General features: G+C 72.9%; 12 protein-coding genes. 7 read left to right on the forward strand and 5 right to left on the reverse strand.

Annotated features, from left to right (window positions below):
• Positions 1–37: 37 nt before the first annotated feature.
• The 4 genes from ABT369_RS20385 to ABT369_RS20400 all read left to right on the forward strand — a co-directional run bounded on the left by ABT369_RS20385 (position 38) and on the right by ABT369_RS20400 (position 4,649).
• Positions 38–493 carry an SCP2 sterol-binding domain-containing protein gene (locus ABT369_RS20385; protein ID WP_350613921.1) on the forward strand — a complete coding sequence of 152 codons (456 nt, stop codon included), beginning with the start codon at positions 38–40 and terminating at the stop codon, positions 491–493.
• Positions 494–498: 5 nt separating this feature from the next.
• Complete coding sequence (locus ABT369_RS20390) at positions 499–1,713, forward strand: acyl-CoA dehydrogenase family protein (RefSeq protein ID WP_350614051.1); 1,215 nt, start codon at positions 499–501, stop codon at positions 1,711–1,713.
• Between the two features lie 82 nt (positions 1,714–1,795).
• A complete protein-coding gene (locus ABT369_RS20395) occupies positions 1,796–3,346 on the forward strand; it encodes an AMP-binding protein (RefSeq protein WP_350613923.1) in 1,551 nt (516 codons plus the stop codon).
• Positions 3,347–3,368: 22 nt separating this feature from the next.
• A complete protein-coding gene (locus ABT369_RS20400; RefSeq protein ID WP_350613925.1) occupies positions 3,369–4,649 on the forward strand; it encodes a hemolysin family protein in 1,281 nt (426 codons plus the stop codon).
• On the opposite strand, the gene ABT369_RS20405 is transcribed toward ABT369_RS20400, so the two are convergent.
• The 4 genes from ABT369_RS20405 to ABT369_RS20420 are packed head-to-tail and all read right to left on the reverse strand — an operon-like array spanning position 4,631 to position 8,463.
• Positions 4,631–5,380 carry a hypothetical protein gene (locus ABT369_RS20405; protein ID WP_350613927.1) on the reverse strand — a complete coding sequence of 250 codons (750 nt, stop codon included), beginning with the start codon at positions 5,378–5,380 and terminating at the stop codon, positions 4,631–4,633. The genes ABT369_RS20400 and ABT369_RS20405 overlap by 19 nt on opposite strands.
• Positions 5,371–5,862 carry a SigE family RNA polymerase sigma factor gene (locus ABT369_RS20410; protein ID WP_350613929.1) on the reverse strand — a complete coding sequence of 164 codons (492 nt, stop codon included), beginning with the start codon at positions 5,860–5,862 and terminating at the stop codon, positions 5,371–5,373. The genes ABT369_RS20405 and ABT369_RS20410 overlap by 10 nt, the downstream gene beginning before the upstream one ends.
• 57 nt (positions 5,863–5,919) lie before the next feature.
• Positions 5,920–7,167: a phosphoribosylamine--glycine ligase gene (purD, locus tag ABT369_RS20415; RefSeq protein ID WP_350613931.1), complete on the reverse strand. Its 1,248-nt coding sequence runs from the start codon at positions 7,165–7,167 to the stop codon at positions 5,920–5,922.
• Between the two features lie 9 nt (positions 7,168–7,176).
• The gene (locus tag ABT369_RS20420; protein ID WP_350613933.1) at positions 7,177–8,463 is read right to left on the reverse strand and encodes an adenylosuccinate synthase; all 1,287 of its coding nucleotides are present in this window, start codon (positions 8,461–8,463) and stop codon (positions 7,177–7,179) included.
• An 83-nt stretch (positions 8,464–8,546) separates the two neighbouring features.
• Here ABT369_RS20420 and ABT369_RS20425 point away from each other — a divergent pair, with 83 nt between their 5' ends.
• Positions 8,547–9,422, forward strand: a complete 876-nt coding sequence (locus tag ABT369_RS20425) for a diacylglycerol kinase family protein (protein WP_350613935.1) — start codon at positions 8,547–8,549, stop codon at positions 9,420–9,422.
• A gap of 1,159 nt (positions 9,423–10,581) precedes the next feature.
• Positions 10,582–11,559 carry a MinD/ParA family ATP-binding protein gene (locus ABT369_RS57995; protein ID WP_502891793.1) on the forward strand — a complete coding sequence of 326 codons (978 nt, stop codon included), beginning with the start codon at positions 10,582–10,584 and terminating at the stop codon, positions 11,557–11,559.
• Between the two features lie 18 nt (positions 11,560–11,577).
• On the opposite strand, the gene ABT369_RS20435 is transcribed toward ABT369_RS57995, so the two are convergent.
• Positions 11,578–11,991, reverse strand: a complete 414-nt coding sequence (locus tag ABT369_RS20435; RefSeq protein ID WP_350613936.1) for a DUF3151 domain-containing protein — start codon at positions 11,989–11,991, stop codon at positions 11,578–11,580.
• 181 nt (positions 11,992–12,172) lie between these two features.
• Between ABT369_RS20435 and ABT369_RS20440 the strand changes: the two genes are divergently transcribed.
• The gene (locus ABT369_RS20440) at positions 12,173–13,399 is read left to right on the forward strand and encodes an LOG family protein (RefSeq protein ID WP_350613937.1); all 1,227 of its coding nucleotides are present in this window, start codon (positions 12,173–12,175) and stop codon (positions 13,397–13,399) included.
• The last annotated feature ends 43 nt before the right edge of the window (positions 13,400–13,442 follow it).

A 13,442-nucleotide genomic window follows, 5' to 3' on the forward strand; every position in this document is an offset into this window, starting at 1 on the left:
TACGCACGAGTAGCTTATTCAGACGGAGGGTCCATCCATGTCCGACCTCGACGCCCTGGGCGACTTCAACAACGTCGACCCGAAGCAGTTCGCCGCCCTGGTCAAGGGCGCGCCGGACGCGCAGCTGGCCGACATCATGAACAGCCCGCAGCGCAAGACGATCCTGGACACGATCTTCTCCCGGTTCCCCGAGCTGTTCCGGGCCGACCGCGCGGGCTCGACCAACGCGATCATCCACTGGAACATCACCGGCGCCCCGGACGGCGGCACCGACTCCTACGAGCTGGTCATCGCGGACGGCGCCTGCAGGCTCTCGCCGAGCCCCGACCAGGAGCCGAAGCTCTCGATCACCGTCGGCCCGGTCGACTTCCTCAAGGTCGTCGCCGGCGTCGGCAACCCCATGATGATGTTCATGACCGGCAAGCTCAAGGCCAAGGGCGACCTCGGCCTCGCCGCCAACATCGCGAACCTGTTCGACATCCCCAAGGCCTGATGATCATGCCCGAGTTCTCGCTCGACCTGAACGAGGAACAGCGGGACCTTCGCGACTGGGTGCACGGCTTCGCCGCAGAGGTCGTGCGCCCGGCCGCCGCGGAGTGGGACGCCCGCGAGGAGACCCCCTGGCCGGTGATCCAGGAGGCGGCGAAGATCGGCCTCTACGGCTTCGAGTTCCTCGCCAACGCCTGGGCGGACCCGTCCGGCCTCTCGCTGTGCCTCGCCAACGAGGAGCTGTTCTGGGGCGACGCCGGCATCGGCATGGCCATCTTCGGCACCAGCCTGGCGGTGGCCGCCATCTACGGCAGCGGCACGCCGGACCAGATGGTGGAGTGGGTGCCGCAGTGCTTCGGCGACGCCGACGACCCGAAGGTCGCCGCGTTCTGCACGACCGAGCCCGAGGCCGGCTCCGACGTCGGCTCGATGCGCACCCGCGCCCGCTACGACGAGGCCGCGGACGAGTGGGTCATCAGCGGCCAGAAGGCCTACGCGACCAACGGCGGGATCGCCAACGTGCACGTGGTGACCGCCAGCGTCGAGCCCGAGCTGGGCTCGCGCGGCCAGGCCGCGTTCATCGTGCCGCCGGGCACGCCCGGGCTCGACGGTGCCAAGAAGCTCAAGAAGCTCGGCCTGCGCGCCTCGCACACCGCCGACGTCTTCCTCGACGACGTGCGGGTCCCCGGCGAGCTGGTGCTCGGCGGCCGGGAGGCGCTCACCGAGCGGCTCGCCCGGGCGCGTGAGGGCCGCAAGGCGCAGGGCCAGGCGGCGATGCGCACGTTCGAGCTGTCCCGCCCCGCCGTCGGCGCGCAGGCGCTCGGGGTGGCGCGGGCGGCGTACGAGTACGCGCTGGAGTACGCCAAGGGTCGCGTGCAGTTCGGCCGCCCGATCATCGAGAACCAGGCCATCGCGTTCGCCCTGGCCGACATGCGCATGGAGATCGACGCCGCCCGGCTGCTGGTGTGGCGGGCCGCGTGGATGGGGCGCAACAACCGCGTCTTCGAGGCCGGCGAGGGCTCGATGAGCAAGCTCAAGGCGGGCGAGGTGGCCGTGGCGGTCACCGAGAAGGCGGTGCAGATCCTCGGCGGGGCCGGGTTCCTGCGCGAGCACCCCGTCGAGCGCTGGTTCCGCGACGCCAAGATCTACACCATCTTCGAGGGCACCAGCGAGATCCAGCGCCTGGTGATCTCCCGCGCGATCTCGGGTACGTACATCCGCTGACCTCGCGCGGCTTCGGTCAGAGGGGTAGGTTTCGGACTTACCCCTCAAAGCCGAGCAATCATGAACGAGGAGTTCACCGCCGATGGACGCCGGATTCGTACTGCGCACGCTCGCCAAGCGCAAGGTGCTCAACCCGGCCGGCCCGGGCCGCGTCATCCGCCAGCTCAACGCGCTGCGCCGGTGGGGCTTCGGCCTCTACGGCGAGATGCGCTCCGCCGCCGCCCGCGACCCGGGCCGCACCGCGGTGATCGACGAGCGCCGCCAGGTCACCTACGGCGAGCTCGACCTGCGCGTCCGCCGCCTCGCCAACGGGCTGCGGGTCGAGCTCGGCGTGCGCCCGGGCGACCGCGTCGGGCTGCTCTGCGAGAACTCCGCCGCGATGATCGAGGCGATGATGGCCGTCGTCGCCCTCGGCGCGCAGGCAGTGCTCGTCAACACCGGCCTGGGCAACGCGCAGGTCGAGTCCGTCGCCCACGACCAGGGCCTGCAGCTGCTGCTGCACGACGAGGTGTTCCTCGGCATGCTGGCCGCGGTCCCGCCGACCCTGCCCCGGCAGTCGACCGAGCGGCTCGAGGAGCTGATCCAGCGCGCACCGGCCGAGGAGCTCGCCCCGCCGGCCGAGCCGGGCTCGATCGTCGTGCTCACGAGCGGCACGACCGGCACGCCCAAGGGGGCCCGGCGCCGCAACCCGGCCGGGCTCGGCCCGCTGGCCACGGTCGTGTCACGCATCCCGCTCAACGCCGGCGAGCGGATGTTCGTGGCCGCCCCGCTCTTCCACACCTGGGGGCTGGCCGCCCTGCAGCTGTGCCTGGCGCTGCGCGGCACCATCGCGCTGAACCGCCGCTTCACGCCCGCGAGCGCCCTGGCCTCGGTGAACACCCATGGCTGCACCTCGCTGTTCGCCGTACCGGTGATGCTCCAGCGCATCCTGGAGGCCCCCGCGACCGAGACCCCGACGCTGAAGGTGGTCGCGGTCTCCGGCTCGGCCCTGACCGGCCCGCTGGCGACCCGGTTCATGGACGTGCACGGCGACGTGCTCTACAACCTGTATGGCTCGACCGAGGCGTCCTGGGCGTCGATCGCGGTGCCGAAGGAGCTGCGCGCCGCGCCGGGCACCGCCGGGCGGCCCCCGCACGGCACGCGCGTGGCCATCCTGTCCTCCGCGGGCGCGCCGCAGCCGACCGGCGCCGTGGGGCGGATCTTCGTCGGCAACGACATGCTCTTCGAGGGCTACACCAACGGCACCGGCCGCGAGTACTACGGCGACCTCATCGCCACCGGCGACCTCGGCCACCTCGACGAGAACGGGCTGCTCTTCGTCGACGGCCGCGAGGACGACATGGTCATCTCCGGCGGCGAGAACGTCTACCCGGCCGCGGTCGAGGACGTGATCGCCGACCTGCCGCAGGTGCGCGAGGTGGCCGTGGCCGGCGTGCCCGACCCGGAGTTCGGCCAGCGCCTGGCCGCGTGGATCGCGCTGCACCCCGGCGAGCAGCTCGACGCCGACGCCGTGCGCGAATACGTGCGGCACCGGCTGGCCCGTTTCTCGGTGCCGCGGGACGTCTACTTCGTGCCGGCCCTCCCGCGCAATGCCACCGGCAAGATCGTTCGCCGTCAGCTTTTTCCCAGCTAGAGGCGTTATCGTCAACCGTCCAATGGACAACGTCTGGTTCGAACTGGCCCTGGTCCTCCTCCTGACTCTGCTCAATGCCGCGTTCGCCGGCAGTGAGATGGCACTCATCTCCCTGCGCGAGGGGCAGCTGCGCCGCCTCGAGCGCCGCGACGGCGCCGGCCGTGCGCTCGCCAGTCTCGCCCGCGACCCGAACCGCTTCCTGTCCACCATCCAGATCGGCATCACGCTCGCCGGCTTCCTGGCCTCGGCCACGGCCGCGGTCTCCCTCGCCGAGCCGGTCGAGCCGCTGCTGGGCTTCCTCGGCGGGGCGTCCGGCCCGCTCGCGATCGTGCTGGTCACCCTGGCGCTCACCTTCGTCACCCTGGTCATCGGCGAGCTCGCCCCCAAGCGGATCGCGATGCAGCGCGCCGAGGGCTGGGCGCTGGCCGTGGCCCGGCCACTGCGGGTGATCTCCATGCTGCTGCGCCCGGCCATCTGGGTGCTCGCGTCGGCCAGCGACCTCGTCGTCCGCGCGGCCGGGGCCGACCCGCACCGCCGGCAGGACGAGATCGGCCCGGAGGAGCTGCGCGACCTCGTCGCCAGCCAGCCCACCTTCACGCGACAGCAGCGCGAGATCATCTCCGGCGCGGTCGAGATCGCGGCGCGCAGCCTGCGGGCGGTGCTGGTACCGAGGCCGATGGTCTTCGCTCTTCAGACCGGAACGCCCGCCGCGCAGGCCGCCACCGAGCTGGCCGCGTCCGGCCACGCCCGCGCCCCGGTGATCGAGAACGGCGACCTCGACAGCGCGGCCGGGATCGTGCACTGGGCCGACCTCGTGCGGGCCGCTCCCGGCGCGACGGTCCGCGACGTCATGCGCCCGGCCCTGCTGCTGCCCGAGACGCTGCCGGTCGCCGACGCGCTCCAGCGGTTCAAGGCCGAGCGGCAGGAGATCGCGCTGGTCGTGGACGAGCGCGGGGCGATCGACGGCATCGTGACCCTCACCGACGCCGTCGCCGAGGTGGTCGGCGCGCTGCCCGGCCCCGACGCCGGCTCACCGGTGCGCCGCAACGCCGACGGCAGCGTGCTGCTGCCGGGCACCTTCCCCATCCACGACCTGGACGACGTGCGCATCCCGCTCGAGCTCGGGCCGGACGCGCCGTTCACCACGGTGGCCGGGCTGGTGCTGGCGCGCCTGGGCAAGCTGCCGACCGGCCCCGGCGAGACGGTGACCGTCCAGGACTGGCGGTTCACCGTCTCGCAGGTGCGGGGCCGGGCCATCACCGCGGTGACGGCCGAACGGATCGCTCAGGGCACGGTCGGGTAGAGCGTCATCTCCGGCGCGGTGGCCAGCTTGATCGCCTGCGCCTCGCTGATGAACGGCACGTTCGCGCTGCTGCCGGCCGCCGAGGACTCCACGGACAGGAGGATCTCCGTGCCGTCGGGCCGGGAGACCAGGACCCGGGGGCCGGAGGTGATCATCACGGGCAGGCCGTTCACCGTTTCGCGGCGGCAATCGCTGTCACACGGCACGTCCAGCCACTCGGCCTTGTCCTTCGGGTTGGCGTAGAGCCACACGCTGAGATTGAAGGCGTGGCCGTCCCGGTTGTAGTCCCACGACGCGAGGTAGGACACGGAGGCGGCGGTGGTGCGCACGAATCGCGGCGTCTGCCAGTCGTTGCCCAGCTCGTCCTGGAGGTTCCCGCCGAAGGTGGCGGAGAGCCGGGAGGTGGCCTGCTCGCAGGTCTCGGTCACCGGGTGCAGCGGCGGGTCGCCGTCGCCCCGCTTGACGTCGCACGGCGGCCGGGTCGTCATCGACCGCGAGCCGGAGGGCACGGTCGAGTGGGTCGGCAAGGCGCCCACCGGCGGGGCCAGGCTCTCGCCGAAGTAGCGCGGCAGCGTCGTCGCGCCGAAGGCGAGCACGGTCACGACGGCGGCGGAGCCGGCCACCCGCAGGCCGCGGGCGCGCCGGCGTTCGCCGGTGACGATCCGGTCGACGTCGATGGCGGTGGGCGGCGGGGCGTCGCTGGCGTCCCGCATGGCCTCTCTCAGGTCCACAACGCTTCTCCCTCGCTGAGGTGGGCCCGCAGCGACTCCAGCGCCCGGGCCGTCTGGCTCTTGACGGTCCCCTCGGTGCACCCGAGCGCCTCGGCCGTCTCCTCGACGGAGAGGTCGCAGAAGTACCGCAGGACCAGCACGGCCCGGCGGCGCGGGGGCAGCGAGCCCAGCAGGGAGAGCACGGCCAGCCGGCGATCGGCGTCGGGGCCGGGCGCGGACACGTCGGGCAGCACCTCGGTCGCCGTCTCCCGGCGCCAGGGCCGGCGGCGCTCGTCGAGCCAGGCGCGCATGAGCATGCGGCGGACGTACGCGTCCAGGTGCTCGAAGCGCGCGGCCCGCTTCCAGTGCCGGTACAGCTTCACCAGTACCGTCGAGACGAGGTCGTCGGCGGTGTGCCAGTCGCCGCACAACAGAAACGCGGTCCGGCGCAGGCGCTCGAGATTGCCGCCGACGTACTCGCGATAGGAATGCTCCGGCGTCATCCGTTTCCTCCCGTGTGGGTACGTGGAGGAAACGGCGGCAGCGACGGCCCGGGTTGCCTATGGCAGGGCGATTCTTCCCTCCGCCGCGGCGAGGGCGATGTCGGTGCGGAACTGCGCGCCGTCGAAGGAGATCCCGCGCACGATCGCGTAGGCGGCCTCGCGCGCCTCGGCCAGCGACTCGCCCAGCGCCGTGCACGCCAGCACGCGGCCGCCGGCGGTGACCAGCGCGCCGTCCGCGCGCCGGGCGGTGCCGGAGTGCAGCACCCCGGGCACGCCGTCGGCACCGGTGATCACGTCGCCCTTGTGGGCCGACTCGGGGTAGCCCGCGCTCGCCATGACCACGCACACGGCCGCGCCCGGGCGCCAGGCCAGCGGCGGGTCCTCGGCGAGGCGGCCGACCGCGGCGGCGTGCAGCACCCCGGCGAGCGGGGTCTCCAGCCGGGCCAGCACGGCCTGGGTCTCGGGGTCGCCGAAGCGGCAGTTGAACTCGATGACCTTCGGGCCGTCGGCGGTGAGGGCCAGCCCGACGTACAGCGTGCCGCTGAACGGCGCGTCCCGCTTGCGCATCTCGGCGAGGGTCGGCTGGACCACGCTCGCCATGACCTGCTCGACGAGGTCCGGCGGGGCCCACGGCAGCGGCGTGTAGGCGCCCATGCCTCCGGTGTTGGGGCCTTCGTCGCCGTCGAAGATGCGCTTGAAGTCCTGGGCGGGCTGCAGCGGTACGGCCGCCACCCCGTCGGTCACCACGAACAGCGACACCTCGGGCCCCGCGAGGTACTCCTCGACGACCACCCGCTCGCAGGCCGCCCCGTGCGCGAGCGCCACGGCGACGTCCTCGGTGACGACGACGCCCTTGCCCGCGGCGAGCCCGTCGTCCTTGACCACGTACGGCGGCCCGAACTCCTCCAGCGCCGCGGCGAGCTCGTCCGGCGTGGTGCAGACGAACGAGCGCGCGGTGGGCACGCCCGCGGCGCGCATGACGTCCTTGGCGAACGCCTTCGACCCCTCCAGCTGGGCCGCCGCCTGCGACGGGCCGAAGCAGGCGATGCCCTTGGCCCGCACCGCGTCGGCGACCCCGGCCACCAGCGGCGCCTCCGGCCCGACGACGACGAGGTCCGCGCCCGACTCGACGGCGAGCGCGGCCACGGCGCCGGGGTCCAGCGGGTCGACCGCGGCCAGCTCTCCCAGCGCGGCCATGCCCGGGCTTCCGGGGGCGCAGATGAGGGCGGTCACGGCCGGGTCGGCGGCCAGGGCGGCGGCGAGCGCGTGCTCGCGGCCGCCCGTTCCGATGAGGAGTACGCGCACCCGGACAGCCTAGATCAGCGGGTGCCGCACCACGTTTTCGTCCCGGCCCGGACCCACCCCGACGATGGACACCCGCGTGCCGGCGAGCTCCTCGATGCGCTCGATGTAGGCGCGCGCGTTGGCCGGGAGGTCCTCGAACGAGCGGGCCTGGGAGATGTCCTCCCACCAGCCCGGCAGCTCCTCGTAGACCGGGGTGGCGTGGTGGAACTCCGTCTGCGTCATCGGCATGTCGTCGGTGCGCTTGCCGTCCACCTCGTACGCCACGCAGATCGGGACCTTCTCGAGGCCCGAGAGCACGTCGAGCTTGGTCACGACCAGGTCGGTGATGCCGTTGAGCCGGGTGGAGTACTTCGCGACGACCGCGTCATACCAGCCGGTGCGCCGTTCGCGACCGGTCGTCGTGCCGTACTCCCGGCCGACCTTGCGCAGGTGCACGCCGTTCTCGTCGAACAGCTCGGTCGGGAACGGCCCGGATCCCACCCGCGTGGTGTAGGCCTTCGTCACCCCGATGACCTGGGTGATGGCGGTCGGCGGGATGCCCGCGCCCACGCACGCCCCGCCCGCGGTCGGGTTGGACGACGTCACGAAGGGGTAGGTGCCGTGGTCCATGTCGAGCATGGTGGCCTGGGCGCCCTCGAGCAGCACCGTGCGGCCCTGCTCCAGGCCCTTCCAGAGCACCTGACGGGTGTCGGTGATGTAGGGCCGCATGCGCTCGGCGTAGGTGAGGTACTCCTCCACCACCGCGTCGACGTCGATCTCTTTGCGGTTGTAGACCTTGAACAGCACCTGGTTGCGCTCGCGCAGCACGATCTCGAGCTTCTTGCGCAGGATGCCCGGGTCGAGCAGGTCCTGCACGCGGATGCCCATGCGCGCGACCTTGTCGCCGTAGGCCGGCCCGATGCCGCGGCCGGTGGTGCCGATCCGGGACGAGCCGAGGTAGCGCTCCACCACCCGGTCCAGGGCCCGGTGGTGCGGCATGATGAGGTGTGCGTCACCCGAGATCATCAGGCGGGACACGTCGACCCCGCGCTCGGCCAACCCGTCGATCTCCGTGAGCAGCACCTTGGGGTCGACCACGACCCCGTTGCCGATCACGATGGCCGCGTTGGGCCAGAGCGCGCCGGACGGCATGAGATGCAGGGCGAACTTCTGCCCGTCCGGCGTCACCACCGTGTGACCCGCGTTATTGCCGCCGGAGTAGCGCACGACGTAGTCGACGCCGCCGCCAATCATGTCGGTAACCTTGCCCTTGCCCTCGTCGCCCCACTGTGCGCCGATGAGCACGATCGCTGGCATGTCTGCTCGCCCTCCAAGGTCGGGCGACCCGCGTTCGCCCGGGGTGCCAGGCTAACAACCTTCGGAAAGGCAGGCTGACAACGGTGGTCGACATCGTGCTGCTAGCGCTCGGCGAAGACTCGCAGTGCGGCTGCGAAGGCGGCGCGTGCGGCACCCGTACTCCCATTCTTGCCTGCCGCGACGCCCTGCGCACGGCAAGTGCCGAGGTCCGGACGGTCGTGGCCCACGACGACAAGGAGATCGACGCTGCCCTCGCCGCGCTGCCCGAGGCGCGCGTGATCGTCGCCACTGCCGCCGACGGCCAGCTGCGGGCCGTCATCCGCCGGCTGGTGCGGATGTACGCCCCGGCGCCCAGCAAGCGCCCGGAAGACCTGCCGGGCGACCGGACCATCCCCGACCTCCCGCCGATCGGCGTGCTGCCCCTCGGCCCGGACGCGACCGACCTGGCCACACGGCTGGGCCTGCCCCGCTCGCCGGCCGACGTGGCCGCCGCGGTGCTGGGCGGCAACGTGCGCCGGCTCGACCTGCTGCGCAACGACGGCGGCTCGGTCACGCTCGACGGCGCCCTGATCGGCGGGGTCACCGCGGGCGGGACGGCGGGCACCTACCTGGCCCGCGTCGAGGTCGACGACGCCGTCCTCGCCGACGGGACCGAGCCCGTGCTCGTGTCCGTGGTCGCGAACGCGGCGCGGTACGCCACCGTCGACGGCCTGCCGCTGGTCACCGCGCCCGCCATGGACGACGGCGTGCTCGACGTGGCCGTCGCGGTCCCGGTGGCCTCGCGCCGGCTGTTCCGCCGGTCCCGCATGGAGATCCAGGTCCGCCGCGCCCACGGCCGCGCGGTGGCCATCCACCCCCGCGCGGACCTGCCGTTCGTCGACGACGGCGTCGAGGGCACCCTCACCCGGAAGCGATCGTGGTGGATGGAGCGCGGCGCCTGGGGCGTGTACGTCCCATAAGGCCTGTTTCATAGCTGAGGTGGGAGCGAGGCGGAGTCCAGATTTCGGCTGCGTGTGCCCCGCGGAGGCCTGGCTACCGGTGTTGTAACCCGGCCTTCGCGGGGTGCGCGCAGCCGGAATCTGGGCCCGCCGCAGCCCCGCCTCAGTTATGAAACAGGCCTTATGGCCCCCTTCTCCCGCTCGATCTCTCACATGTGTCGCAGTTCGAACTCGTCGCATACGGTGGTAGTGCACCGCGGGGAGGGATTCGAGCGTGAACGACATGGTCTGGCCGCCGGACGAGAACATCGACGGACGGCGGGGTGAACGCCCGGCATCGGGCGGGGGCGCCGCCGGGTCCGACCATGGCGGATCGCCCTGGTCGCAGCCGCCCGGCGCGGTCGACCCGCTGGCGTGGCCGCCGCCACCGCCGGGCGGCCCGAAGCCGGCGGACGAGGACGAGGGCGGGCTGCAGCACGGCCGCCCGGTGACCCACACTCCCGCGGGCGGCGAGCCCGTGTCCACGCCGGGCGGGGGCGGCATTCCGCTCCCGGGCGGTGGCATTCCGGTCAGTGGCGGCAACGGCATCCCTGTGGCGGGCGGCATTCCGGTGGGCGGCCCCTTCCAGGCCCCGCGCCCGCCCGTCTCGGGCCCTCCGTCGCACATCGCGGGCGCTCCCGGCCCGGTCTCGAGCCCTCCGGCCCCGCCCGTCTCGGCTCCTCCCGCGCCTCCGACTGCCTCCGCGCCCCCGGCTCCTCCGGCTGCTCCTCCCGCGCCTCCGGCTCGCCCTGCTGCGCCTCCCGCGCCTCCCGCGCCCCCTGCTGCGTCTCCCGCGCCCCCGGCTCCTCCGGCTCCCCCGGTTGCTGACGTTCCGACCCCGCCGCCCGCTCCTCCGGCGCCCGGCCCCTTCACGGCTCCTCCAGGCCCGCCTCCGGGCCCGCCGCCCAACGTCTACGGCCCCCCGCCGATGCCCGGGCCGCCACCTGGACCTCCGCTACCACCTCCCGGTCCGTGGCCGATGAACGGTCCGCCGCCGGCCGCACCCCCCATGCCACCGCCGCCGCACCAGGGTCCACCGCCGGGCATGCCGCCTGGTCAGATGCCACCTGGGCAGATGCCGCCTGGGCAGATGCCGCCGCCTCCTTACGGAGCGCCGATCGGTCACGCCCCGAACCCGAACGTGCCCCCGCTCCCGCCCCTGCCCCAGGAGAACTGGCACGACGGCAAGACCCCGACGGCCGAGGAGTTCGCCCGCCGCCGCCAGGCCAAGCCCGCCGACCCGATCGCGTCCCGCGGCGTGCGCGGCGCGCTCGCCAAGGGCACCATGGGCCTCGTCTCCGTGGCCCCCGGCCGGCGCGAGATCGAGTACCGCCAGGAAGTCGAGATGGTCCGCCGCAACTTCGGCGGCCTGCGCCAGGTCACCGTCGTCAACCCCAAGGGCGGCGCCGGCAAGACCGTGGCCGTGCTGCTGCTCGCGATGACGTTCGGGCAGAAGCGCGGCGGCTACGTGCTGGCCTGGGACAACAACGAGACCCAGGGCACCCTGGGCATGCGCGCCCAGCAGGACTTCCACCACCGCACGGTCCGCGACCTCATGCACGACCTGAAGAACTTCCACGGCTCGCAGGGCCGCATCGGAGACCTGTCGCAATACGTGCGGGCTCAGGGCGAGGGCATGTTCGACGTGCTCGCGTCCGACGAGTCGGCGACGGCGGGCGAGATGCTCACCGCCAACGCGTTCGGAGAGATCCGCGACGTCGTCAGCCGGTTCTACAAGCTGATCGTCGTGGACACCGGCAACAACGTGCGCGCCGAGAACTGGCAGGCCGCGATCGACGCGACCGACCAACTCGTCGTCACGATGTCGGCCCGCAACGACTCGGCCGAGACCGCCTCGCGGATGCTCGACCACCTCGAGCAGCACGGGCGGCAGCGGCTCGTGCGCCAGGCGGTGACGGTCGTGTCGATGCCGCCGAGCCGCAAGCACGTCCAGGTGCCCGCGATCACGCAGCACTTCGCGGCGCGCACGCGCACCGTGCTGATCGTGCCCTACGAGAAGTTCATCGACTCGGGCGAGCCGATCCGCTACCCGGGCCTGACGAACGCGAGCCGCGACGCCTGGCTCAAGGTCGCCGCGGCCGTGTCGGAAGGTCTCTGAACCAGCTGGGTCTCTGAATCAGCTGAGGGCGGCCACGGCGGCTGGGTCGCTGTCGCGCAGGAACGTCGCGCAGCGCTCGGCCTCCTCCGTCTCGCCGATCGCCCCGGCCGCCTGCCCGAGCGCGTGCAGCGCCCGCAGGAAGCCCTGGTTCGGCTCGTGCGCCCACGGCACCGGCCCGGCCCCGCGCCACCCGTTGCGGCGCAGCTGGTCGAGGCCGCGGTGGTACCCGGTGCGCGCATACGCGTAGGCCGTCACCGGCTCGCCGGCCGCGAGGGACAGCTCGGCCAGGCGCGCCCAGGCGGCGCTGTAGGCCGGGTGCTGCGCGGCGACCGCCTTGGCGGTCTCCTCGGAGTCGGACTCGGCCAGCTGTGCGGCGACGTGCGGCTCGGCTGGCAGCAGGGTGGGCGCGGGCTCGGGCAGGAGGTTCTGCATGCCGCAATTACACCAGAGAGGGCCTGACTGAACGGTTGAGCCCGCGTGACGCGCACGGAGGGTGTGACGGCGCGCGGGGACGGACTACAACTGGAAGTCCGGAGCCTCCCCAGGACCCGGTTCGCGATGGCCCGCTCCTTCCCGGATCGGGCCATCGCTCTTTGCGGGGGTTTGGCAGGATATGGGCGTGCCCACCCCGCCACCGCCCGATGTCGTCGCGCTGCACGATCACTCCCCGGATGAGATCGAGTCGCTCGAGGAGCTGCAGTTCCACCTGCGCCAGGGCACCATCGCCGGCAAGATCGTCCAGGGTCTCGACCTCTCCGCCGTCGACCTGGCCCGCATCGACGTCGCCGACTCGCTGTTCATCGGCTGCCACTTCGCCGCGCTCGACACCGTCGTGGACCTGCTGCTGCGCCGGGCCGTCGTGGTGCCCGAGTTCGCCGGCATCCCGTATCCGACGCACCCCTCCCAGCTCTACGTGCCCGAGGACCTCGCGGCGGGCTTCGCCTCCGACGGCTTCGACGGGATGTTCGACACGGTGGTGTACCGGCACTTCCGCGCCACGGGCGGGGCGACGCCGGAGATCCGCGAGGCGGTCGCCCAGCGGATGCACGACTCGGGCGTCGACAACGCGCTGGCCAACGTCACCGCCGGCTGGATCGCCGCACGGGGCCCGGCCGCGGCCATCGGCATCATGGGCGGGCACGCGGCGCTTCGGGGCGCGGTGGAGTACCGCAACGCCGCCGAGCTCGCGTGGCGCCTCGCGCGCGCCGACCGCCTGGTGGTGACCGGCGGCGGCCCCGGCGTCATGGAGGCGGCCAACCTCGGCGCGTTCCTGGCCGAGCACCCGCTCGAGACCGTGACCGCGGCGATCGACGAGCTCGCGGGGTCGCCCGATTTCCGTGACCATCAGCCGTACACCGCCGTCGCCCTGCGAATCCGCGAGCGCTACGGGCGCCCGGTCCCGCCGACGCCCGACTCGTCCGAGCCGGCCGACCAGGCCGCCGTCGACCCCGTCACCTGGGCCCGCCGCGGCGGCCTGGCCATCCCGACCTGGCTCTACGGCCACGAGCCGGCCAACCTGTTCGCCGCGAAGATCGCGAAGTACTTCTCCAACGCCATCCGCGAGGACACCATCCTGCGCCTGTCCCGCGGCGGCATCGTCTTCGCGCCGGGCATGGCGGGCACGGTCCAGGAGGTCTTCCAGGCCGCGACCAAGACCTTCTACGCCAGCGACGGTGCCAGTGGCCCCTTCGTCTTCCTCGACGTGGCGCACTGGACCGAGCGGCTGCCGGTCCGCGGCCTGCTCGAGCCGCTGCTCGCCACCTCTCCGGTCGGCGACCTGCGCCACCTGCTGCACATCACCGACGACGTGGCCGAGGCGGCGGAAATTCTGACCGCCTAAGTGAGCGCGATTCGCCATTACGCAAAGTGATGTGGCTGTTACG

This window comes from Dactylosporangium sp. NPDC000244 (assembly GCF_040300725.1).
GTDB lineage: Bacteria > Actinomycetota > Actinomycetes > Mycobacteriales > Micromonosporaceae > Dactylosporangium.

Coding starts and splice junctions, on each gene's coding strand:
- ABT369_RS20410 (WP_350613929.1), bottom strand. CDS start 5,862: ATGACGCCGGAGCATTCCTATCGCGAGTACGTCGGCGGCAATCTCGAG.
- ABT369_RS20400 (WP_350613925.1), top strand. CDS start 3,369: ATGGACAACGTCTGGTTCGAACTGGCCCTGGTCCTCCTCCTGACTCTG.
- ABT369_RS20440 (WP_350613937.1), top strand. CDS start 12,173: ATGGGCGTGCCCACCCCGCCACCGCCCGATGTCGTCGCGCTGCACGAT.
- ABT369_RS20390 (WP_350614051.1), top strand. CDS start 499: ATGCCCGAGTTCTCGCTCGACCTGAACGAGGAACAGCGGGACCTTCGC.
- ABT369_RS20385 (WP_350613921.1), top strand. CDS start 38: ATGTCCGACCTCGACGCCCTGGGCGACTTCAACAACGTCGACCCGAAG.
- ABT369_RS20435 (WP_350613936.1), bottom strand. CDS start 11,991: ATGCAGAACCTCCTGCCCGAGCCCGCGCCCACCCTGCTGCCAGCCGAG.
- ABT369_RS20420 (WP_350613933.1), bottom strand. CDS start 8,463: ATGCCAGCGATCGTGCTCATCGGCGCACAGTGGGGCGACGAGGGCAAG.
- ABT369_RS20395 (WP_350613923.1), top strand. CDS start 1,796: ATGGACGCCGGATTCGTACTGCGCACGCTCGCCAAGCGCAAGGTGCTC.